Genomic DNA, 21,585 nt, shown 5'->3' with positions numbered 1-21,585 from the left:
AAAAAAGGCTATCCGAATGAGCGGATAGCCTTTACTGCTTCTTATGATTATTTCAGCGCTGCTTCGATCACGCCGGTGATCTCGCTGAACTTGTCACTGACGACCAGATAAGCGTAGTTGCCGACTGTCTTAGCGGAGCAAGCCTCGATCATCGCGACCTGATCGGCGTCGTAGCTCTTCGCGTTGTTGAGCTGAGAGCTCAGGTGAGCGTCGAGCTGGGTCTTGATGTTCTGAGCCGCGTTGCTGTCCTTCGCCTCGACGATGACGACCTCGGTGTACTGAGAAGCCGCGGTGGAAAGCTCGCCCGCGAAGCTCTTGACGTCAGCCTCGTTGATCTGGTAGTAGCGGTTGAGCGCCTTGGTGTCCTCGAGGGTCTTTAAGCCGCTGAAGCCGAACTGGCTGTTGATACCGGTCATCACGCTGTTCAGGTCGACGCTCTTTGCGCCGCCGCAGCCGGCGAGAACCGCCGTTATCATCAGGACTGCTAATATGATTGCTGTAATTCTTTTCATTTTCATACCTCTTTCTGTTTTTTCAGTGACCTTATTATACCGTATCGAATACGGAAAATCAAATATTGTATCAAGATTGTAGTAATCCTTGTGCGAATTGAGGCGAGTTCTTGTATTTTGAGGTTCGATATGGTAGAATATGACCGGTGAAACGAAAGGATGATGAAGATGGTACAGCATATCAGCGTAAACGGTATCGAGATGGATTATGACCGTTTCGGCACGGGGGAAAGGGCTTTCGTTATCCTCCCGGGTCTCGGCGTGAAGAGTGTTCTGCTGACCGCGAAGGCGGTCGAGTCGGCGTACAGTATGTTCGGCGAAAAATACACGGTGTATCTCTTTGACAGGCGGTCGAATATGCCCGATCCGTACCCCATCCGTCAGATCGCGCATGATACCGCCGTCGTGATGGAGGCGCTCGGGATCGAGGGTGCGGACGTGTTCGGCGCGTCGCTGGGCGGCATGATCGCGATGTCCCTTGCGCTCGAGAAGCCCCGGCTGGTTCGCCGTATGGTGCTCGGCTCCACGATGGCGAGGATCAACCCCGAGATCAGCGGCATCGGCAGGTGGCTCGAGCTCGCGCGCTCAGGCGATATGGAGGGGCTGACCGCGAGCTTTCTCGACAACCTCTTCTCCGAGAATACGCTCGGTCAGTTCAAGGACCTGCTTGTCCATATGAATGATGACGCGACCGAAAACGATATCGCGCGCTTCATCATCCAAGGTAACGCGATACAGGAGTTCGATGTGCTCGATGAGCTGCCTGCGATCACCTGCCCGACGCTGGTGATCGGTGCTGAGGGCGATAAGCTGATCCCTGCCGAGAATTCCCGCGCGATCGCCGATGCTCTCGGCGGCGAGCTGTATATGTACGGCACGGAGTACGCTCACTGTGTATTCGATGAAGCGCCGGATTACAAACAGCGGATGATGGACTTCTTCGGAGAACGGCTTTGTTGAACTAAGAATTAAGAACTAAGAAATAAGAAATAAGAACTAAGAACTAAGAAGTTACGGAAAGCGTGACGGCTTTTTTCGGAGAACGGTGAACGGAGAATGGTGAAGGGTGGGCGCTGTCCGCACCCGATTTATATACCAACTGTCAGTATTGAATTGAAGTAGAGTATGTTACGCTATTATTCTTTAAACGAATATTACAATCGAAAATACGGGCAGAAGGTCTATAAGCTCGCGATCAGCGGCGGGATGACCTGTCCCAACCGTGACGGAACGCTGGATACCCGCGGGTGTATCTTCTGTGCGGGCGGCTCGGGTGACTTCGCCGAGTCCTGTGCGCTGTCTGTGTCCGAACAGCTCGAAAGAGCCAAGAGCCGCGTTGCGAAAAAGACCCCCGGCGGCGCCTATATCGCCTACTTCCAGCCCTATACCAACACCTACGCGGACGTTGCGTATCTGCGGCGCGTTTTCCGTGAGGCGATCGCTCCCGATGACATCGTCGGGCTGAGTATCGCGACCCGTCCCGACTGCCTCGGCGACGACGTGATCGCCCTGCTGCGGGAGCTGAACGCACGCAAGCCCGTAACCGTAGAGCTGGGACTCCAGACCATCCACGAGACCACCGCCTCCTATATCCGCCGCGGTTATCCGCTGTCGGTCTACGATACGGCGGTCGCCGATCTGCATGCAGCGGGGCTCGAGGTCGTCACGCACCTTATCCTCGGCTTACCGGGGGAGAGTCCCGAGATGATGGAAGAATCTGTCCGCTATGTCGGTCGGGTCACCGACGGGATCAAGCTCCAGCTGCTCCATGTGCTCGAGGGTACCGACCTTGCCGATGTGTATCTGAAAGGCGCTTTCGAAACGCTCACGCTCGAACAGTACACGGATATCCTCTGCCGCTGTATCGGGCTGTTGCCCGCGGATGTCGTTATCCATCGGCTGACGGGCGACGGCGCAAAGAGCCGGCTGATCGCCCCGCTGTGGAGCGCGGACAAAAAACGCGTACTGAACGCCGTCAACCGTGAATTTGAACGCCGACAGGTGATTCAGGGCTCGCTTTTATAATTCTATTACAGAAAAAATAAAATTGTTAACAGATTGTGATAATTCTAAATTGGAAATATACGGATAATCTGTTGTGCTATACTTTTCCACATCAAAGAAACGAACGAAACCCGAGAGGATGTGTAATAGATGAAAGGAATCCGCTGTACCGTTACAGCGATCATGCTGTGTCTGATCCTGACGCTCGCAGGATGCAAGGCGGTCGTCGATAAACAGAGAGCCACCGAGCCCCCGACCGAAGCGGTCGTCGTCGAGACGACGGCAGTCGATAACGGCTACGACAATACATCTCCCAAGACCGCCGAATGGTTTGACAACGCGGTGCTGGTCGGTGACAGCGTCACCCTCAAGCTCAGTTACTACTGCGCCGATCATCCCGAGGCACTGGGTAAGGCGGAGTTTTTCTGCGCGGGCAGTCTGGGCTATACCAACGCCCTGTGGACGCTTGACGACCCCAACGCGGTGCATCCCTACTATCAGGGAGAAGTACACCTGACCGAGGAGTGCAGCTCGCTGACTGGTAAACCGAACGTATTCATCATGCTGGGCATGAACGATATCGGACTCTACGGTACCACGGGCGCGATGGACAGCTGTAAACAGCTCGTTCAGCGCATCCTTCAAAAGACCCCCTCGGCAAAGATCTATATCCAGTCCGTGACGCCGATCATCGCCGATAAACAGCAGGAAAACTTCAACAATAACCTCGTCAAGGAGTTCAACGGCATGCTCAAGACCTACTGTGAACAGAGCGGCTACAAGTACCTCGACGTGTTCTCCGCGCTTGCCGATCAGGATGGTAACCTGCCGCTTGATTACTGCAGCGATCCCGATAACATGGGTCTGCACTTCAACGATACTTCTTGTCAGATCTGGGTGGAGTATCTGAAAAATAACGCTTAATCATGATTTACGGCAGCGTAGTTTGCGCTGCCGTTTTTTCAAAATGTCATTGTGAGAGTGAATACAAATTGTCATTGCGAGGAGGGACAACGTCCCGACGCGGCAATCTCAACCGATTAAACATCATCTCGCGAGGGTTTTAGCCTATGCGATTCCAACCGATATACAGTTCAGAAAGGTGAGTGTCTATGGCACGCAACTACAGTACAGGCGAGGTCAAGCGGCTCAGACGGAAGTATGAGGAGCTGTACGCAAAGCTCAGAAAGCTCGACAGCCTTGCCGACCGCTCTTATCAAGAGATCACCGCGGCTACCGCGAAGATCGCGGGCAGCGGCTCGATGGAGCTGCTCGAAGCTATCCCCGTCGACGAGCTCAACCGCGAGAAGAAGGGCATCCGCGTCAAGGCTCTGCACGACGCGGGCTTCCATACCGTCGCCGATATCGTCAAGGCGAATGTACACCGTATCTCCGCGATCAACGGCATCAGCCCCGAGGGCGCGCAGGCGATCAAGCAGGCGGCGGCAGAGCTGGCGCAGACCGCTCAGAGCGGCACGAAGATCAGACTGAGCGCCGACGATAAGAATCCCGACTCCACCGCGCTGGTGACGGCGCTGTGCAAGTATAAGCATATCCGCTCCGCTGTCGAAGCCGCGTCGCAGTTCCGTCAGAACTACGATACCGTTCTGACCCAGGCGATGACAGCCTCCAAGCCCGCCTCGGGCGGCATCCGCTGGCTCTTTACGTCAAGCGCGAAGAAGAATGAAGCTGACGCCGCCTGTGACGCGCTCGCGCAGATCCTGTCCGATACGAACCTCGCCCCGCTGAACCGTGAGCTCGAGGTGCTCCGTCAGTTCACCTTTACCACCTCCAAGGACGCGTGGGATGATTTCTCCCGCGACAGCATCAGCTATATCAACATCCTCGAGAACATCGAGCCCGACCGCGTCGGCTCGGGCGACGGCGTTTACGGACTGCCCGAGGAACTCGCCGAGTCGGTCGCCGACGTTGAGCTCGATCTGACGGGCTTGCGTTGTACCCTGCGCCGTTATCAGGAGTGGGGCGTGAAGTACGCGGTCGCCCAGCGCCGTATCCTTCTCGGCGACGAGATGGGTCTCGGCAAGACCGTGCAGGCGATCGCCGTGATGGTACACCTGCGCAACAAGGGCGGTACGCACTTCGCGGTCGTCTGTCCCGCTTCTGTACTGACCAACTGGTGCCGTGAGATCGCAAAGCACAGCGACCTCTCCGTCATCAAGGTTCACGGTAACGGCAAGGAAGCCGCCTTACAGCAGTGGCTGACCGACGGCGGCGTAGCGGTCACGACCTATGAAACGACCGCCGTATTTGATCTTGCCGACGCCTTCCGACTGACCATGCTGACCGTGGATGAGGCGCATTATATCAAGAATCCCTCCGCTCAGCGGACAGGTAACGTCAAGCGCCTGTGCGAGCATGCCGAGCGACTCCTGTTTATGACCGGTACCGCACTCGAGAATCGGGTAGGGGAGATGGCGACCCTCATCAACATTCTCAATCTCGATGTGTCCAAGACAATACAGCCCATGCTGGCGCTTTCCTCCGCGCCTCAGTTCCGCGAGGCGGTCGCGCCGGTCTATTACCGCCGCAAGCGCGAGGACGTCCTCACCGAGCTGCCCGAGTTGGTCGAGAGCATGGAGTGGTGCAACCTGCAGCCCGAGGAGAAGAAGGTCTATCAGGAGGCGCTTTCGGAGTCGAACTTCATGGCGGCACGCCGCGTCTCATGGAACGTGGACGATCTCTCCAAGTCCTCCAAGGCGCAGCGCATGCTGGAGATCATCGAGGACGCGCGTGAGCAGGACCGCAAGGTGCTGATCTTCTCCTTCTTCCTCGATACGGTCGGTAAGATCTGCGCGCTCCTCGGCGAAAATGCCATGGAGCCCATCACCGGCTCCGTGACCCCGATGCGCCGTCAGGAGATCATCGACGAGGTCGATAAGGCGCCCGCAGGTACCGCGCTGGTCGCTCAGATCCAGTCCGGCGGTACGGGGCTGAACATCCAGAGCGCCTCGGTCGTCATCTTGTGCGAGCCTCAGCTCAAGCCTTCGATCGAGAACCAGGCGATCTCCCGCGCTTACCGTATGGGTCAGGCGCGTTCGGTGTTGGTGTACCGACTGCTGTGTGACGATACCATCGACGAGCGGATCATGGATATCCTCGCCGAGAAGCAGGGCGAGTTCGACGCCTTCGCCGACGAGAGCAAGGCGGCTGACGATACCCTCGAGCTGGATAAGGCGGCGATCGCCGACATCATGCAGGCGGAACAAGCCGCGAACGGAGAACAGAGAACGGTTAACGGTTAACGATGTTGGGAAAGCCTGATGGCTTTTGGATTGATATAACAGCTTCTATATTCAAACGTCTGCGACTCTATGTAGGGTCGCAGACGTTGTTTCTTTATCAAAGTATTATCAATCAGGTGCGGACAGCGTCCGCCATTCACCATTCACCATTCACTATTCACCGTTCTCCATTCACCGTTCACCGTTCTCCGAAATGATCTCCCTGATCTCTGCTTCGGCTTTTTGGATCTCTTCGAAGAATTCGCGGCAGCTTACGCGGATGGCGCCGTTGCCGAGGATGATCAGCTGTTCCATCCCGTCGGAGGTCACGACGCGCACGCGGTTGTTCTTCGCGAGCTCATACGACGCGCGCTCGATGTACATATCGGCGGTCTCCGCCTCCTTGGTATAGACGACGGTGATGTTGTTGATCTTCTCGACCTCGCGGTCATGCCCCTTGATCTTGTAGGCGTCATACACGAGGATCAGCTCGCACTTCCTGTAGCCCTGATAGTTGCAGAGTGTGTTCTCGAGCAGGGTGCGGGCGGTGTCCATATGCTCGCCGACAAGCTCTCTGAGGCTGTCCCAAGAGTGGATGACGTTGTAGCCGTCTACTAAGACATACTCGACGCCGTTATAGTCGGAGGGCAGGTTCTTTCTCTTTTTCTGCTTCTGATAATCGGGCGTTTTATAGCGCTTCGGCTCGCTGTAGACCTTGCGCCGTACCGGCCCGTAGGTCTGCTCGAAGATCTGCATCAGCTCCTTATCAAGCGCGAAGATGTCCTTCTGACTTTTGTAGCGGGAGAGATCGCGGATATCGGGCGAAGAGCTTGATGATTCTTTTTTAGAATTATCAAGAATACTCGGAAGGTGCATGTGCTTCGGTACCTCGTCCCACTTGACGGTATGACCCGCGCCGTGAGAGCAGAATACCGAGTCGGCAGTATTCTCGACGTCGCTGTCGGCGTCGTAGGCGAGCTGCGCAATCACCTCGTCGGCGTTGTGACAGGGCTCATAGCCCTTGAGCGTACAGCTCAGTCTGCCGTTGCCGCGGGTGTACTGCACGACCTCCTTCGAGTACCCGCGCATCGCTGATACGGGAGCGGTGCCGATCAGCAGGGCGTTCTCGCCGTCGGTCTCGGGCGGGGAGAAAGCGCCGCCCATGCGGGTGATATCGGTCATCGCTCTGCCGATATTCTCACTGGGGACAGAGAGAACAAAGTCATATACAGGCTCCAGCAGTATGCTTTCGGCTGAGCGGAGACCCTGACGTACGGCGCGGTAGGTCGCCTGGCGGAAGTCGCCGCCCTCGGTGTGCTTTGCGTGGGCTTTGCCCGCCTTGAGAATGATTTCCATATCGGTGATCGGCGAGCCCGTCAGTACGCCGAGATGGGTCTTTTCATACAAATGCGTGAGGATCAGCCGCTGCCAGTTTTTGTCGAGCTCATCCTCCTTACATTCGCTTTTGAACAGCAGTCCGCTGTCGCGTTCGGCGGGCTTTAATAACAAATGTACCTCGGCATAGTGCCTGAGCGGTTCGAAGTGCCCCACGCCCTCGACCGTGTTTCGGATGGTTTCTTTGTAGATGATGCTGCCCTGTCCGAACCCGACCCGGAAGCCGAACCGCTCGGGGATCAGGCTCTGCAATATCTCGAGCTGGATCTCGCCCATCAGCTGCAGCTGGATGTCGCCGCTGCGTTCGTTGAGGCTGACGTGCAGGGTCGGATCCTCCGCTTCGAGGATCCTCAGCTTCGCGAGCGCTGTATGTACGTCGACGGTATCGGGCAGAATCACCGAGTAGGTCAACACCGGCTCGAGCACCGGCAGCCCCGAGTCGCTCTCGGTACCTAAGCCGTCGCCGGGGCTCGTGAAGCTCAGTCCCGTGACCGCGCAGACCGTACCGCTCTCGGCGGTATCTGCGACGGTGAATTTCTCGCCCGAGTACAGGCGGATCTGGTTGACCTTCTCGCCGGCGGTATTCTTGCGGGAGGCGGGGATATCCTTGACCCTGAGACTGCCGCCTGTGATCTTCATGAAGGTCAGGCGGTTGCCCTGATTGTCCTCGCTGATCTTGTAGACCTTCGCCGCGAAATCGTCGCCGCAGCGGGGCATTACGGTATAGGCGTCGAGCGCTTGCAGAAGCTCTTCAACGCCGCTGAGTTTCAGCGCGGAGCCGAACAGCACGGGGTAGAGCCTGCGCTCGCGAATCACGCGGACGATATCGTCATGACCGACCGTCTCGGTCTCGTAGTAGCTTTCAAGCAGCTTTTCATCGCATAAGGCGATATTCTCGTACAGCTCGTTCCTCTCGGCGGTGAAGTCGACGGCGCTGTCGCTGAGCTTCGATTTGATCTCGTTGAGCACACGGCTTTTATCGGCGCCGTCCATATCCATTTTGTTGACGAAGAGGAAGCACGGCACGCGGTATTTTTGCAGGAGCTTCCAGAGGGTAGTGGTGTGGCTCTGTACGCCGTCGGTGCCGCTGATGACGAGGATCGCGTAGTCAAGCACCTGAAGCGCTCGCTCCGTCTCTGCGGAAAAGTCCACATGCCCGGGGGTATCGAGGATGGTATAGCGGGCGTTGGGGGTGGTGAATACCGCCATTTTCGAGAAGATGGTGATGCCCCTGTCGCGCTCGAGCTGAAAGTTATCGAGAAAGGAGTTCTTGTGATCGACGCGACCGAGCTTACTGAGCGCTCCCGAGAGGTACAGCATCGCTTCGGTGAGGGTGGTTTTTCCCGAGTCAACATGCGCCAGCATCCCGACGGTGATCTGCTTCATCTGTGCAACCTCCTTTCTCATAACCGTGAAGTAATCGTTTTCTGTTGGATCATTCTGCTGTTATTCTACCATGAATCCATGCTCCTTGCAAGAAGAATGATACCATATTTAGAGCTAAAAACGATCGTTTTCTGCAAAATATGACAAGATATTGTTTATAATTCTAATAAGTAAATATAGCACATATAATATCATCTATAATAAATCAGTTAGCACAATCTCACTGTATGTTGGGGTAGAATATGGAGAAAGAACATCAGGCGCGGCATTTTCGTGAAGAGCCTGTTCCCGCTCCTAAACGCAGCGGACCCGCTCATGCGGCGGGTAGGGGACGAGCGGATAACGCCTCCCGCGCTTCGGATAAGGCTGCGGCGGGGAAGAGGGCTGTGCGCGTTTCGACAGAGAACACAGCGCCGCGCAGAGCGACGCGCGTCAACGTCGTGCGGGATACTGCCGCCGATACGGTTACATTCCCCGGGAGAAATAAGCTTGACGCGGACTCGGGGACGCAAGGTGCCATAAACAGAATAAAGGATAAGCTGAACGATCCTGAGATTTCGCCGATCGAACGTGCAAAGGGATTTTTCAGAGATTTTTCGTGGAAAAGAAGGTGGCCGGTCGTCGCCGTTGCCGCGATGGCTCTCGTGGTTTTAGTCTTCACGATCGCGTCAGCCGCTTCATCTCATGTCGGCAACGTAAAGGGGCTCGAGGTGACCGGTACGACGAACGACTCCGTTACCCTACAGTGGGAGCGGGTCGAGCACGCCGACGGCTATAACGTCTATTCCCGAAAGATCGGCGACGAAAACTATGCCCAGGCGGGCGTGGTCATGGAGCCGAACCCGCCGACCTATACGGTGTCTAAGCTCGATCAGGCGAGCGAGTACAGCTTCTATGTCACGGCGTTCAACGATAAGTCAAAGAGTGGCGGCCATACGGCGGTCGATTCCGTCTGGACCCGTCCGCAGAAAACCGATATTACCACACTTTCCTCCGATACCGAGGGCGTGATCCATGTCGAATGGCTCACGAATCCTTCAGCCGCGGGCTTTTGTATCGAATACGCGAAGGCGGATACAGAGAACGCGGAATATCAGCAGAAGTGGATCGACGACGGCGGTATCAGCGCCGCCGATATCGAGGGCGTCGAGCCCTACAGCACCTATAACGTCCGCGTCGCTCCTTATATCAACACCCCCGATAAGCTCATCGGAGATATGAGCGATATCAAGTCGGTTCAGGTGCATATGGATATCCGTGAGGTAGCGTATAAGCCGCTCGATGAATCGATCGACCCGAGCCGCCCGATGGTGGCGCTCACCTTTGACGACGGGCCGCTCAGCGGGGATTCGGGTGAACGAATCCTTGACACCCTTGAGCAGTACGGCGCGAAGGCGACCTTCTTCATGATCGGCTGTAACGTCGCCGAGCACGCAGATAACCTCAGGCGTAAAGTCGAGCTCGGGATGGAACTCGGTAATCATACGTGGAATCATAAGAATTACGGTGAGGATGTGACCGCCGAGGATATCAGCAAGGCGAGCGAGGCGATCTACAGCGTGACGGGTCAGTATCCCACCGCCTTCCGCTCTCCGGGAGGTCTTACAACCGAGGCGATACAGCGCGAGTGCGCCGCTGAGGGTATGCCGCTCTACTACTGGACGGTCGATACCCGCGACTGGGATTCGCTCGACGCGAACGAGATCTATAACGAAACGATGAACCATGTCGAGGACGGCGCGATCATCCTGATGCATGAGATATACGATACGACTGCCGACGCTTTGGTTCAGATCGTCCCCTCGCTGATTCAGCAGGGTTACCAGCTCGTTACCTGTCACGATCTGATGGTCGCGAAGGGCGGGATCACCCCCGAGCCGGGCACACAGTATTACAGCGCATACCGATAACTTGACACAAAGCTGCCGTATCGCTTTGCGGCAGCTTTTACTATGATAATGAAACATTGAAAACCTAAGGAGGTAACTATGGTACAATGTCCGTCCTGCGGCGGCGGGCTGCGATTCGATATCGCGACCCAGCGCATGCAGTGTGACTACTGCGGCAGTCAGTATGACCCCGCTCAGATCGGCGACAGCGTCAGGGATGACGCGAAGTCGGCAAAGACCTACGAGGGCTATATCTATATATGCCCTTCCTGCGGCGGCGAGCTGATGACGACCGATAAGAACGACGCGGTGGGCTTCTGTCCCTACTGCGGCGGCGCGTCGATGATCTTTGACAAGACGCATAAGGAGTGGATCCCCGAGAGCGTGATTCCCTTCAAGATCACGAAGGAGCAGTGTAAGGAAGCTTATATCAAAGAGGTCAGAAAGCACATTTTCGTGTCGAAGAAATACCGCGATCCACAGCTGATCGACAGCTTCCGCGGCATCTATATGCCGTACTGGACCTACGTCGCGGAGCAGAAGGGCGGCTATGTCCTCGAGGCAAAATCGCGCGAGAAGCGCGTCAGCCTCAATACATATGAAACGGATATCTTTGAGGTCACGGGTCAGATGGATCTGACCGTTGAGGGCTATACCCACGACGCCTCCGCCGCCTTTGACGACAGTCTCAGCGAGAGCATCGCGCCCTTTGACGAGCAGGCGAGAACGCCCTTCGCGCCCGGGTATTTGAGCGGCTTTTATGCCGAGATCGCGGATGTTCAGCAGAATGAGTTCCGTCACCTCGCGCGCGAGGAGCTCAAGCAGTACAGCATCAACGCGCTGAACAACGATCCAAATATCACGCAGGAGCTCAAGCGCCGAAAGCTCAGGCTCGATCCCTCCGAGACGAATGTCCCGATCAATATCAAATCCCACAAGCGCGTTCTGCGCCCCGTGTGGTTCATGAGCTACCGCAATAATGACAAGATCACCTACGCCGTCGTCAACGGTCAGACGGGCAAGGTCAGCGCCGACCTTCCCCTGAGCCCCGCGCGTATCCTGATCGCGGCGCTTCTCTTCGCGGGTATCATCTTCGGTATCCTCATGGTGGGGATGAGCAATCTCCCGTCCATCAAGGGTGCTCCCACCCTCGGTATCGGCATCGGTCTGATGCTGATGGGATTGTTCTATACCCGTAAGTCTCTGTGCTGTTCGATGGAGAGCTACCTGCTCTATCCCGATCTTAAGCCTGCCCGATTCCTCCAACCGTCCGAGATCATCCCCTTCCTCTGTATGGTGGCGGGTATGACGTTGATCGCGATCGACGGCTCCTACAGCGGCGCTCATCGCGCGTTCGGCATGATTCTCGTGGCAGTCTCGTTCTTCATCCTGACGGTGAAATACATGAATCTGCATAATCTTTACAAAAAAACCAAGGACAGGATCAAAAAATCGCCCGATATGTTCCGTATGGGTACGGCTGCCGAGGCGATGAAACTGATCCATGACGAGCGCTGGCTGCGTATCGTCTGCTACGTATCGATCCTGATCGCTGTTTTTCTGTCGGTCTCCGACCACGCGCCGAACTGGACGATGTATGCGTTTGGATTTGTGCTGATGTTCGAGCTCTTCGGCATCGTGCTCTATACCATCCGCTTCCAGCGCGACGTCGCAAAGCGCATGCCGCCTCAGTTCAATAAGAAGGGAGCGCTGTATGATGAACAATAAACTCAGACGTATGCTCGCGCTCCTGACGGCTGCGGTGCTGATTGCGGCGCTCTCCGCCGTTTCCGCATCCGCCGCCGGGAATACCCCTTATACCGATCCCGAGACCGGCTACCGCGTCGTTATCATCGACGAGCTCGATCTGCTGACCGACGAGGAGGAGACCAAGCTCGTACAGGATATGCGACCGATCACGCGTTTCGGCAACGTCGCTTTCTGGACGACCGAGGAAACGACCTATAACGAGATCGACCAGGCGAGAATAAAGCGCAAAGAGCTATTTGAGTACGATAGCGCGACGATCTTCGCGATCAATATGGATATCCGCAAGCTGACTGTTCAGTCCTACGGTACGATCTACGATTCCGTCAGCGATTCTCTGGCGCGTTCCATCACCTCGAACGCCAGCAGTTACGCTTCTAAGAGCAATTATTACGCATGTGCGTCAGAGGTGTACAGTCAGATCAACCGTGTGCTCGAGGGCGATCATATCCCTGAGCCGATGAAGATCAGCAGTTACGTGATCATCTCCGTGATGGCGGGTCTGGTGTTCGCGATCCTTATTGCACTCGGTACACGCAGTCAGGGCAGCAAAAAGCAGAGTGTTCCTTCGATTGCGCCGATGGGCGTCGGTACGCTGACGGGCAATCAGCTGAATATCACCTTCGTGCGTAAGAAGACCCGCGTCGTTCAACACTCCTCGTGCAGCAGCGGCGGCTGCAGCTCGGGCAGCTCCTGCGGTGGCGGCGGCTGCAGCTCAGGCAGCTCCTGCGGAGGCGGCGGCTGCGGAGGCGGCGGCAGCTCGTCGTTCTGATGACTGATACATCATACGAGGGCTTCTTCACACTCCAGTGGCATATCACGCACCGCTGTAACCTGCGGTGTACCCACTGCTATCAGGACGATTATTCCGCCTTTGAGGACCGTTCTTCTCTTGAGAAGATCCTCGATCAGTACGAGGCGCTGTTGAAGGCGTACCGATGGAAAGGGCATATCAATTTCACCGGAGGCGAGCCGCTTCTCCATCCCAACCTGTTTTGGCTGCTTGAAGAAGCGGGAAAGCGCGGTATCACCACGGCGGTGCTCACCAACGGCACCCTGATCGGCTTGCGTGAGGCGAAGCGCCTGCGCGCCTGCGGGGTCGACTATGTTCAGGTCAGTCTCGACGGTACCGAGCAGGTGCATGACGCGATCCGAGGGAAAGGGAGCTTTCAGCGGGCAGTCAAGGGTATCTTTGCGCTGCGCTCTCAGGGTATCTTCACCAGTGTTTCCTTTACTGCTCAGCGGGAGAATCTGAAGGAGCTGCCGAAGCTCGCTCGCTACTGCGACGAGATCGGCGCGAACAAGCTCTGGTATGACAGGGTAATTATCCCCGCAGATGAGGATGTACGTCACCTGTCCCTGACGACGGATGATTTCATCAAGCTCAGCCGAAAGGCGGCGCGGCTTAACCGCCGCTACCGCGTAACGTGTCAGCGTGCTTTACAGTTCATTCCGTGTAAGAATAAGCAGATCTACCGCTGCACGGCGGGGGAGAGCCTTTTGACGATTCTCGCCGACGGTTCCGTGATGGCGTGCCGCCGACTGCCGATCACCGTCGGCAGCGTGCATGACTCCGATCTGTTGACGATCTACAAAACGAGTCCCGAGCTGATCGCAATACGCGGCGCGGGACTCCCGGAGGGCTGTAAGGGCTGTGATTACGCCGAGTTGTGCGGCGGAGGCGCCCGCTGCGTGACGTATGCCCGTACGGGGCGTTATGACTTGTCCGATCCTGATTGTCTTTTTGCACAAGAAAAGCGGTAGATTGAATAGATATTCTTTTACAGAATTATTTTGTAATCTTATTGACAAAGCTAACTTTTGCCCTATAATTGTACTTGTCGGATAGATTAGAATATACGGATATATTCTGCAAAGGTGGTTCATTATGAAAAAAAGAATAATTGCGTGTGCTTTAACGGTGGTCATGGTCTTGACTATGGCTTTTTCGTTTTCTGCCTGCGCTAAGGATATGACGGTCACGATCACGGACAGCACTGCGGTCTATACCGTGATCGGCAAGGACAATATGAATGTACAGCAGTTCATCGATATGGCTCAGATTAAGCTGAACCCTCGGGATGTCGTGACGCCCTCGCTTGAAACCGTTTTCAAGGAGAATGAAGATCACGCGATCACGATCCAGCGCATGGTGCGCGTCAAGGTCACCGACGGCACGAGCCCCAAGGATGTTGACGTCGCTCTCGGCGGCACGGTCGCCGACGCGATCGCCAAGGCGGGCTTTGACGCCGCTCATTTTGTTCCCGACGTCGACGCTTCTACGCCGCTGACCGACGGCATGACCATCACCCTGACCGATGCGCAGGCTGACGGCTTTGTGACCGACGCGACCGGCAGACATTATTACAAGGGCGGCGTGATGCAGACGAGCACCGTCGTCGGCGATGAGACCGAGGGTTATTTCTATGTCAATGAACAGGGCGTTGTCGACGAAGGCTACGTCGACGGCGTGAACGTTGACGGCGTTGACTGGATCGTTATCAACGGTAAAGCAACACAGGTATTGACCGATTCCGACGGAGCGCTGTTTTCCGCCGCGAAGGATATCGCGAAGTGTACCAATTCCTCGATGACGAAGGAAGAGAAGCTCAAGGCGGCTTTTGACTATATTCGTCAGAATTATCTCGAAGGTGTTCCGCATGATCCGCCCTATCGCGAATCAGACTGGCCTGTCGTCTGCGCCAACGACCTCTTTGTTTACGGCAAGGGAGACTGCTTCAGCTACGGCGCGGCGTTTGCCTACATGTGCAAGGCGATCGGCTGCACCGACGTTTACGCCTGCAACAGCGGCGGTCACGGCTGGGCTGAGGCTGAGGGAAAGATGTATGATCCCGAGTGGAGCATGCACAGCGACAAGTACAGCTACTTTGCTGTCGGTCCCGACGATGAGGTCGACGTCGCTTACTTCACGACCGTCAACGACGCTGAGTGGAAGCACAAGGCGATTGAGCTGAATCAGCAGTTTCAATAAGTAGAATCAAATAAAAGATAACCGGAGCATTCGCGCTGAATGCTCCGGTTTTTTCAGGTATTATTCCTTCGGCAAATAATCTCTGAGCTTTTCGATCAGCTCACAGTCCTCTGAAAGCTCGATCGTTTCGCCCTTCTCGATCAGGCTTTTGCTGTAGTTGACATACGCCTGATAATAGCGCTGACATTCGTCCCATTCCGCTTTGACGCTGTCGGATTTCTCGCGCGGAGAGAGTCCGTAATGCGTCTTGAGCACGTCCGTCAGATAGGCGGTGAACTTTTGCTGACCGTTGACATTCAGATGGTCGAGGTTGTAGAAGTCCGTCGCTTCATCCAGCCCGGTTTCAGCGATATCCCGCTCGAGATTCAGGTAGTCGAAGCCGTATTCCTTCACGATATCGCCTACGGTGTTGCCGCGCTCAAAGCGTGAGTAAGTACGTTTGACAACAATATGCGGGAAGCGGGCGAACACGACGTTCGTGAGGTTCCGGGAGCGGCAGTACTCGAGCAGATCGCGCAGACCTTTTTCTTCGATCCCGGTCAGCGGCGCCTTGCTGTCGGCGAGCTGCGGGAGCGAGCTGTTCATCGAGCGCTGGGTACTGCGGAAGACGCCGGTCTCGTTGAGGATGCCTTTGAGGTAGTTGTAGCCGCGGCGCCTGTTCTGCCAGATCGTCTTGCGGTATTTTTGATCGGCGGAAAGGTCGCTCCATACGCCGTGATATTTCATGATAGGGAAGAGGTACTCGACTTGATTCTTGCGAATATTACGGGCGATCCACTCCAGCTTGACGCGGTCAGTCGGCACGTTATCGGCATAGTTGCGGAGGTTCGCTTCCTTGGTGACCTCCTCCTCGTCGCCGTAGACAGCGCCGTTGAGCTCGATAACGATCAGCGGATCCTTCTGTCGGCTCAGGACGTTTTCCAGCTGGCTTTGATAGTTGAGGATAGAGTTCGCCTGTGTAGCGAAGAGATAACTGCTGATCCCGTCGCGCGCGTAAGCGTAGCCCGGCGCAAAGTCCGAGTAGACCTCGCTTGCTCCGAGGATCACCAGATCCAGCGAGTCCTTATCTTCTTCATAAAAGCCCTTGAGCCGCTCTCGGTTGTGATCGGCGCGGCAGAGGACATATTCCTGCAGCACGCCTACGCATAATGCCAGCGCCAGCAGAAAACACGCAATCTTGATGGCACGCGGTAGATACCGTTTCATAGCTTTCCCTCAAAAAAACGGCAGGGCGTGAAGCGGGATCCGTCTCACGCCGCTGCCGGATACTCAGTGATTATACGTCGTAATAGTAGTCGATTTCTTTAACGGTGTCGTTCTCGATGAAAAACTGCAGCGACTTGCCGTCTCCCGCTTCATAGGCGTAATACATACCGACGGTGCGGTAGCCATCGCCGTATGCTTCTGTGACCTTAGAGAGCGGATCGCCGACCTGGATACCCTTCGCGGTTGGGATGCCTTCGCCGGAGATAACGACCTCGAGAATACGGTCAACGCCGTCCTTGGGATAGGTGCCTACGCTGAAGCCGTTGTACTCATAGGTCTTGTCGTCGCCTTCGCCGCCGTGGCAGCTCAGCTGAGAACTGGTGTTGACGGGATCGCCCAGAGCGCCGATGATCGGTTCCGCCTCATCGTTGAGTACGACGGAAACGCCGTCGTGTGTAAAGACGGTGTCGTCGGGACTGATGGAAGAGGTTTGTGCAGCAGCTTCGGTCGCGGCGGGTGCTGCTTCGGTAGCAGCGACAGTCGCCTCGGTCTGAGCCTCGGTAGCGGTTTTATTTCCACCGCAGGCGGCGAGCGTGAACACAAGCGCCAGGGTCAGCAGAACGGTAAGCATAACGGTTAATGTTCTTTTCATTATAATTCCTCCTAAGAAATATACCTTAACCATTATATTTTACCTCATTTTTGACAAAATAGCAAGACATTCGACACAAAGTTTCACATAATATCCTGTTCTGTTCACTGAACCGATTCAGTTCTGAATCGTATTAAATCCGAACTGTCCGGTTTACACGGAGCACGGAAAATGATATAATAAAGTTGAATGAAGGATCGATACGGCGCCCGAAAAAAACAGAGGCAGTCATTTTGCAATCGGGTGGAATGATTCTGATACACATAGGGAACAGAAGGTGACGCCATGCATGATATCTGGAACCCGTGGCACGGGTGTAAAAAATGCAGTGAAGGCTGCAAAAACTGCTACATGTACTTTCTTGATGAACAGCGCGGCAAAAGCGGCGCGGACATCTACCGAACCAAAGCCGGCTTTCGTTATCCGCTGACTAAGGACAGGCTCGGCCGCTATAAGGTACAGAGTGGGGAACAGCTGCGCGTCTGCATGACCTCAGACTTTTTTCTGCAGGAGGCCGACCCGTGGCGGGACGAAGCGTGGGGCATCATCCGTCAACGGCCCGATGTGGTGTTCTTTCTCCTGACCAAACGCCCCGAACGTGTTCGCGGTTGCCTTCCGCACGATTGGGGAGAGGGATGGGAGAATGTATTCTTTAATGTCAGCTGTGAAAATCAAAAGCGTGCCGACGAGCGTATTCCGATTCTCTTGGAACTGCCCTTCAAGCACAAGGGCGTCATGTGTGCGCCGCTGATCGGCGAGATCACGCTCGAAGAATATCTTTCGACGGGTCAAGTGGAGCAGGTACTCTGTGACGGAGAGAACTACGCCGGAGCTCGCCCCTGCCGGTATGAGTGGGTGAAGCGTCTGCGCGATGAGTGCGAGCGGCATAATGTGACCTTTGTGTTTTGCGGAACCGGTCGGCGGTTTGTTAAGGACGGCAGAATGTACTGTATTGAAGGCAGCGAGCTTCAATCTCAGCAGGCATACAAGTCGGGGTTAAGCTACCGGGGAAAAGCTGTTGACTTTAAGCTCACGAACCTTCTCGGTATGCCGATCTCAAACGAGCGGCGTTATCAGCCGTACTTTGGCGAGAAATGCAGTACCTGCGGAATGAAGCCGATCTGCAACGGCTGCACTCGATGCGGAAAATGCAATCAGTGATCGCTTTAGAGCGAGCTCTGTTCTTTTTCTTTCCGGCTTCTGATGATTAAGACGCATATGACGAGCAGGATGGGAAACCCGATTCCCGAAAGAATGCCAATTTGCAGGTTGTCGCCTGCCAGTTGTGATACATTTCCGACAATCATAGGACCGGCTGAGCCGCCTAAATCTCCGGCTAAAGCCAGGAAAGCAAACAGTACGGTTCCGCCCTTGGGAAGAATAGAGGAGGAAATACTGATGGAGCCCGGCCACATAATTCCGACAGAAAAGCCGCATAACATAACGCCGATTAATCCCAGAACCGGGATAGGCGCCAAGCCTGCCAGCAGATAACAGCCAAAGCACAAAAGCCCGGAAAACGTCATAAATACGGTTAAATTGATTTCCTGATTGATTTTTACATACAAAACCCTGCTCAGTCCCATAAAAAACGCGAAGCCGCAGGGTCCCACTAAGTCGCCTACTGTTTTGGACACATGCAGGGACGATTCCGTAAAGGCGGAGGACCACTGTGCTATGACAGCCTCCGAGGAACCTGCGCAAACCATCAGAAGCATCAATACCCAGAAAATGCGGGATTTAAAAAGCTCCCTGACCGTCATTCCTTTTCCGTCTTTCACAATGGGTTCCATCGGACAGGTGGCGAAATTAACGATATTAAAGAGCGGTATCACCGCCCAAATGCAGGCTAAAATACGCCAATGCTCTACGCCGAATAGGGTAAAGAATAAGGTAGAGCCTAAAATAACGCCGACGGCGCCCCAGCAATAAAAGGAATGCAGCAAGCTCATCATGCCTTCTTTGTTTTTAAAAGGACACGCTTCGACAATCGGACTGCACAGCACTTCAATCAAGCCGCTCCCGACAGCATAAATAACGACGCAAATCAGTATTCCGATAAAAGGATTGGGCAAAATATCCGGTAAAAACGCAAGACCAATCAGTCCGGCGGCGGAGGTTATTTCCGATAGTACAATACTGATTCGATAACCGATTTTGTCCGCGAATTTTGTGCAGATGAAATCAATAATGATTTGCGTAATGTAAAAACAGGTGGGAATCAGCGCCAGCTCGCCAAAGGATATATGATAGGTTTTAAAAAATGTTATAAACAGCAGCGGCGCAAAATTAGCGGTTATGGCTTGCGTCACAAAGCCTAAATAACACGCCAGCAAGGTCTTTTTATATTTCGTGTTCATCGTTTCATCTCCGCTGCCGATTATAGCATATTCCGGTATTTCTGACAAGTCAAATTAAACGGCAGCCTTTACTATGCCGTTCGCACAGGTATCAAAAAAGATACCGGGTATCATCAAAAATCGTACTTGTGCTTTTTGAAGAACAGTCGTATAATAAAAGCAGTTCAAAAAAGTGACAGAAGATTAAAGCCTATGGAAAAGCAGACGACGCTTGACGAACGCTTTGGAAAGAAATCAAAAAGGATTCTGAGCATTTTTTAAATCCCGATGAATACGACAAGACTATTATTGACTATGCGCTGGAATTTGAAAACTACGATTTTCTGAAATATCTGGTGAACAATGAATATATATGGTTTGTTTCAAAGGATCCGAAAAAGGATTATTGTAGTGGTTTTGGCGCAGGTAAAGCAATCTCAAAAATTGCGACGCTGTAAACAAAGATAACGCAAAACTCCGCAACGCCATACGCAGGTGTTGCGGAGTTTTTATTAGAATATCAGCGGATTTTTTGGGCGGGTTTTGCCCCCAAAAAAGTGATGCTGTTTTGATGGTGTACCCGACGAATACGGTGGATTTTAAAGCATTTCATGCGATTTTTTGGTAGAAAAAGCGGTAGAAAAAGTGCTGCAAACACGAATACATACATAACAGAAAAACGGCTTAAACTCACTGTTTAAGCCGTTTTTAGGATGGCAGGGGCAGAAGGACTTGAACCCTCGGCACGCGGTTTTGGAGACCGCTGCTCTACCAACTGAGCTATACCCCTAAATATTGAGTTGAACGAGTGGGTGTCGCATAAACGTGCGGCACTTTCTTTCGTGCGAGGATAAGTATACCATCGAACGTGTGAAAAGTCAAGACATTTTTGCAAAGTGTGTCGCTTTTGCCGAACGATTCTACATACTTGCGCAGGACGTGTGTCGGATATGGCGAAATACACGTCCGATACATCATTTTTGCACGCAAGTCCTCTGTTTCAAACGCATTTCGACATTTTCTCTTCGTGCGGCTAATCTGCGGCTGAAGTGATATTCACGGAACGTGTTTTAATGACAGATAATCATCATGCTTCAATGGTTAAGACTATTCAGAATACTGTAAATAGTTTTTATTACCGAAATAGCTTTCAACTAGTAAGAGGTAATAGGAAAAATTTTCAAAAATGACGCGATTATCGCTCTGAAAGGTTCAAAAAACTGTTTGGGTTGTGGTAATTGAAAAACCAATATGTTACAATCAAACAGGTTTATTTTACATCATGACCGATCCCGTACAGGGAGAGGAAATATGGGAGTCAAAAAAGTCAGTCATTTGGACGAGCATGAGCTGCTGGACAACGACCGCGAAAAGCGCGTCGAGCTGCTGCTCGAGGACGGTGAGGGACGGATCATTTCCTACCATCCGTTTAAGAGCATGCAGATCATCTTTTATGATATTTATTCACCGGAGCTGCCTGATCTGTGGAAGCTCGGCTTTCGCCGCGGAGACGGCGGGCGTTACCTGCGCACGCTGATCTGCAAGCACGGCAGCTGCGAATTTACGGTAAACGGCAAAAAGAATATCCTCCCTGCGGGGCAGGTGATGATGGACTACAGCGTCGGCGACGACCGCAGCTTTGATTTCACGACTGCCCGCTTCACAGGCGTCGAGATCACGATGCAGGTGGACACGCTGGTGGAGGAAAGCCCCATGTTCCGCATGCTGCGCGTGGTGATCGAGTCGATGGGACTGCCGGAGGAGGATATCTTCGACGCGGACGGTTACTTGTTTGCTTATTCCAAGTCGACCGATCAGATTCTCGATAAGCTGCTTGAAGCGGGCTTCGAGAACAAGGCGGGCATCGTCATCCTCGCCGCGACCGTCTTGATCGGTCATAACCTCGGGTCTGACTTGAAAAGCAAACAGGACGGTCAGCTCAGCAAAAAGCAGAAGCAGATCGCCGCGGACATCTACCGCTGTCTGACCGGTGACTTCGGCACGAAGTACACGGCGGCGCAGTTCGGCGAGAAGTACGGGTTGAGTGATACCACCGTTAAGAAGTATTTCAAGCAGGTGTATGGCTACGGCTTCAAGGAGTATCAGATCAAGGTGCGCATGGAGTGGGCAGCGGACAGGCTGGTGGAGACCAACATGAAGGTCGGCGATATATCCGACCGCGTCGGCTACGCGATGCAGAC

Annotated in this window: 16 protein-coding genes and 1 tRNA gene; 11 read left to right on the top strand and 6 right to left on the bottom strand. The window is 54.2% G+C overall.

The window, feature by feature from the left end; genetic code table 11:
• Positions 1–47: 47 nt before the first annotated feature.
• Complete coding sequence (locus tag R2I50_RS05280) at positions 48–512, bottom strand: DUF4358 domain-containing protein (RefSeq protein WP_316608114.1); 465 nt, start codon at positions 510–512, stop codon at positions 48–50.
• Between the two features lie 159 nt (positions 513–671).
• Here R2I50_RS05280 and R2I50_RS05275 point away from each other — a divergent pair, with 159 nt between their 5' ends.
• From R2I50_RS05275 to R2I50_RS05260, 4 genes are all read left to right on the top strand, one after another.
• Complete coding sequence (locus tag R2I50_RS05275) at positions 672–1,472, top strand: alpha/beta hydrolase (protein ID WP_316608113.1); 801 nt, start codon at positions 672–674, stop codon at positions 1,470–1,472.
• A gap of 165 nt (positions 1,473–1,637) precedes the next feature.
• Positions 1,638–2,537: a TIGR01212 family radical SAM protein gene (locus R2I50_RS05270; RefSeq protein WP_316608112.1), complete on the top strand. Its 900-nt coding sequence runs from the start codon at positions 1,638–1,640 to the stop codon at positions 2,535–2,537.
• 129 nt (positions 2,538–2,666) lie between these two features.
• Positions 2,667–3,440, top strand: a complete 774-nt coding sequence (locus R2I50_RS05265; RefSeq protein WP_316608111.1) for a GDSL-type esterase/lipase family protein — start codon at positions 2,667–2,669, stop codon at positions 3,438–3,440.
• A 188-nt stretch (positions 3,441–3,628) separates the two neighbouring features.
• A complete protein-coding gene (locus R2I50_RS05260) occupies positions 3,629–5,779 on the top strand; it encodes an SNF2-related protein (protein ID WP_316608110.1) in 2,151 nt (716 codons plus the stop codon).
• 171 nt (positions 5,780–5,950) lie between these two features.
• Here the strand turns inward: R2I50_RS05260 and R2I50_RS05255 are convergent, their stop codons facing one another.
• The gene (locus tag R2I50_RS05255; RefSeq protein ID WP_316608109.1) at positions 5,951–8,539 is read right to left on the bottom strand and encodes a translation factor GTPase family protein; all 2,589 of its coding nucleotides are present in this window, start codon (positions 8,537–8,539) and stop codon (positions 5,951–5,953) included.
• A 242-nt stretch (positions 8,540–8,781) separates the two neighbouring features.
• On the opposite strand from R2I50_RS05255, the gene R2I50_RS05250 reads away from it, so the two are divergent.
• The 5 genes from R2I50_RS05250 (at position 8,782) to R2I50_RS05230 (ending at position 15,187) form a co-directional block, all read left to right on the top strand.
• Complete coding sequence (locus R2I50_RS05250) at positions 8,782–10,449, top strand: polysaccharide deacetylase family protein (RefSeq protein WP_316608108.1); 1,668 nt, start codon at positions 8,782–8,784, stop codon at positions 10,447–10,449.
• A 78-nt stretch (positions 10,450–10,527) separates the two neighbouring features.
• Positions 10,528–12,156, top strand: coding sequence for a hypothetical protein (locus R2I50_RS05245; RefSeq protein ID WP_316608107.1), 1,629 nt, complete (start codon positions 10,528–10,530; stop codon positions 12,154–12,156).
• Entirely contained in the window at positions 12,143–12,967 is an 825-nt protein-coding gene (locus tag R2I50_RS05240) for a TPM domain-containing protein (RefSeq protein WP_316608106.1), read from the top strand. The genes R2I50_RS05245 and R2I50_RS05240 overlap by 14 nt, the downstream gene beginning before the upstream one ends.
• A complete protein-coding gene (locus R2I50_RS05235) occupies positions 12,967–13,959 on the top strand; it encodes a radical SAM/SPASM domain-containing protein (protein ID WP_316608105.1) in 993 nt (330 codons plus the stop codon). Before R2I50_RS05240 ends, R2I50_RS05235 begins: the two co-directional genes overlap by 1 nt.
• A 124-nt stretch (positions 13,960–14,083) precedes the next feature.
• Entirely contained in the window at positions 14,084–15,187 is a 1,104-nt protein-coding gene (locus R2I50_RS05230) for a hypothetical protein (RefSeq protein WP_316608104.1), read from the top strand.
• Positions 15,188–15,247: 60 nt separating this feature from the next.
• Here the strand turns inward: R2I50_RS05230 and R2I50_RS05225 are convergent, their stop codons facing one another.
• Together R2I50_RS05225 and R2I50_RS05220 are read right to left on the bottom strand one after the other, a co-directional pair.
• Entirely contained in the window at positions 15,248–16,393 is a 1,146-nt protein-coding gene (locus tag R2I50_RS05225; RefSeq protein WP_316608103.1) for a hypothetical protein, read from the bottom strand.
• Positions 16,394–16,463: 70 nt separating this feature from the next.
• Positions 16,464–17,045: a hypothetical protein gene (locus tag R2I50_RS05220; protein ID WP_316608102.1), complete on the bottom strand. Its 582-nt coding sequence runs from the start codon at positions 17,043–17,045 to the stop codon at positions 16,464–16,466.
• A 285-nt stretch (positions 17,046–17,330) separates the two neighbouring features.
• Here R2I50_RS05220 and R2I50_RS05215 point away from each other — a divergent pair, with 285 nt between their 5' ends.
• A complete protein-coding gene (locus R2I50_RS05215) occupies positions 17,331–18,206 on the top strand; it encodes a DUF5131 family protein (RefSeq protein ID WP_316608101.1) in 876 nt (291 codons plus the stop codon).
• A 5-nt stretch (positions 18,207–18,211) separates the two neighbouring features.
• Here R2I50_RS05215 and R2I50_RS05210 read toward each other — a convergent pair whose 3' ends face one another.
• Both R2I50_RS05210 and R2I50_RS05205 read right to left on the bottom strand, forming a co-directional pair.
• Positions 18,212–19,405 (bottom strand): MFS transporter, encoded by a 1,194-nt coding sequence (locus tag R2I50_RS05210; protein ID WP_316608100.1) that lies wholly within the window; start codon positions 19,403–19,405, stop codon positions 18,212–18,214.
• 693 nt (positions 19,406–20,098) lie between these two features.
• Positions 20,099–20,174 (bottom strand) — tRNA-Trp (locus R2I50_RS05205).
• A 521-nt stretch (positions 20,175–20,695) separates the two neighbouring features.
• Here R2I50_RS05205 and R2I50_RS05200 point away from each other — a divergent pair.
• On the top strand, positions 20,696–21,585 hold an 890-nt coding region (locus R2I50_RS05200), incomplete at its 3' end, for a helix-turn-helix domain-containing protein (protein WP_316608099.1).

Origin of the sequence: uncultured Ruminococcus sp. (assembly GCA_902785355.1) — a bacterium.
In the GTDB taxonomy this organism is placed as follows: domain Bacteria; phylum Bacillota; class Clostridia; order Oscillospirales; family Acutalibacteraceae; genus Ruminococcoides.
This window is presented reverse-complemented; position numbering and strand designations above follow the sequence as displayed.

Bases quoted from the DNA above. Each gene is read 5' to 3' on its own strand.
- R2I50_RS05225 (WP_316608103.1), bottom strand. From the start codon at position 16,393: ATGAAACGGTATCTACCGCGTGCCATCAAGATTGCGTGTTTTCTGCTG.
- R2I50_RS05270 (WP_316608112.1), top strand. From the start codon at position 1,638: ATGTTACGCTATTATTCTTTAAACGAATATTACAATCGAAAATACGGG.
- R2I50_RS05265 (WP_316608111.1), top strand. From the start codon at position 2,667: ATGAAAGGAATCCGCTGTACCGTTACAGCGATCATGCTGTGTCTGATC.
- R2I50_RS05235 (WP_316608105.1), top strand. From the start codon at position 12,967: ATGACTGATACATCATACGAGGGCTTCTTCACACTCCAGTGGCATATC.
- R2I50_RS05215 (WP_316608101.1), top strand. From the start codon at position 17,331: ATGCATGATATCTGGAACCCGTGGCACGGGTGTAAAAAATGCAGTGAA.
- R2I50_RS05255 (WP_316608109.1), bottom strand. From the start codon at position 8,539: ATGAAGCAGATCACCGTCGGGATGCTGGCGCATGTTGACTCGGGAAAA.
- R2I50_RS05245 (WP_316608107.1), top strand. From the start codon at position 10,528: ATGGTACAATGTCCGTCCTGCGGCGGCGGGCTGCGATTCGATATCGCG.
- R2I50_RS05230 (WP_316608104.1), top strand. From the start codon at position 14,084: ATGAAAAAAAGAATAATTGCGTGTGCTTTAACGGTGGTCATGGTCTTG.
- R2I50_RS05260 (WP_316608110.1), top strand. From the start codon at position 3,629: ATGGCACGCAACTACAGTACAGGCGAGGTCAAGCGGCTCAGACGGAAG.
- R2I50_RS05220 (WP_316608102.1), bottom strand. From the start codon at position 17,045: ATGAAAAGAACATTAACCGTTATGCTTACCGTTCTGCTGACCCTGGCG.
- R2I50_RS05280 (WP_316608114.1), bottom strand. From the start codon at position 512: ATGAAAAGAATTACAGCAATCATATTAGCAGTCCTGATGATAACGGCG.
- R2I50_RS05250 (WP_316608108.1), top strand. From the start codon at position 8,782: ATGGAGAAAGAACATCAGGCGCGGCATTTTCGTGAAGAGCCTGTTCCC.
- R2I50_RS05275 (WP_316608113.1), top strand. From the start codon at position 672: ATGATGAAGATGGTACAGCATATCAGCGTAAACGGTATCGAGATGGAT.
- R2I50_RS05210 (WP_316608100.1), bottom strand. From the start codon at position 19,405: ATGAACACGAAATATAAAAAGACCTTGCTGGCGTGTTATTTAGGCTTT.
- R2I50_RS05240 (WP_316608106.1), top strand. From the start codon at position 12,143: ATGATGAACAATAAACTCAGACGTATGCTCGCGCTCCTGACGGCTGCG.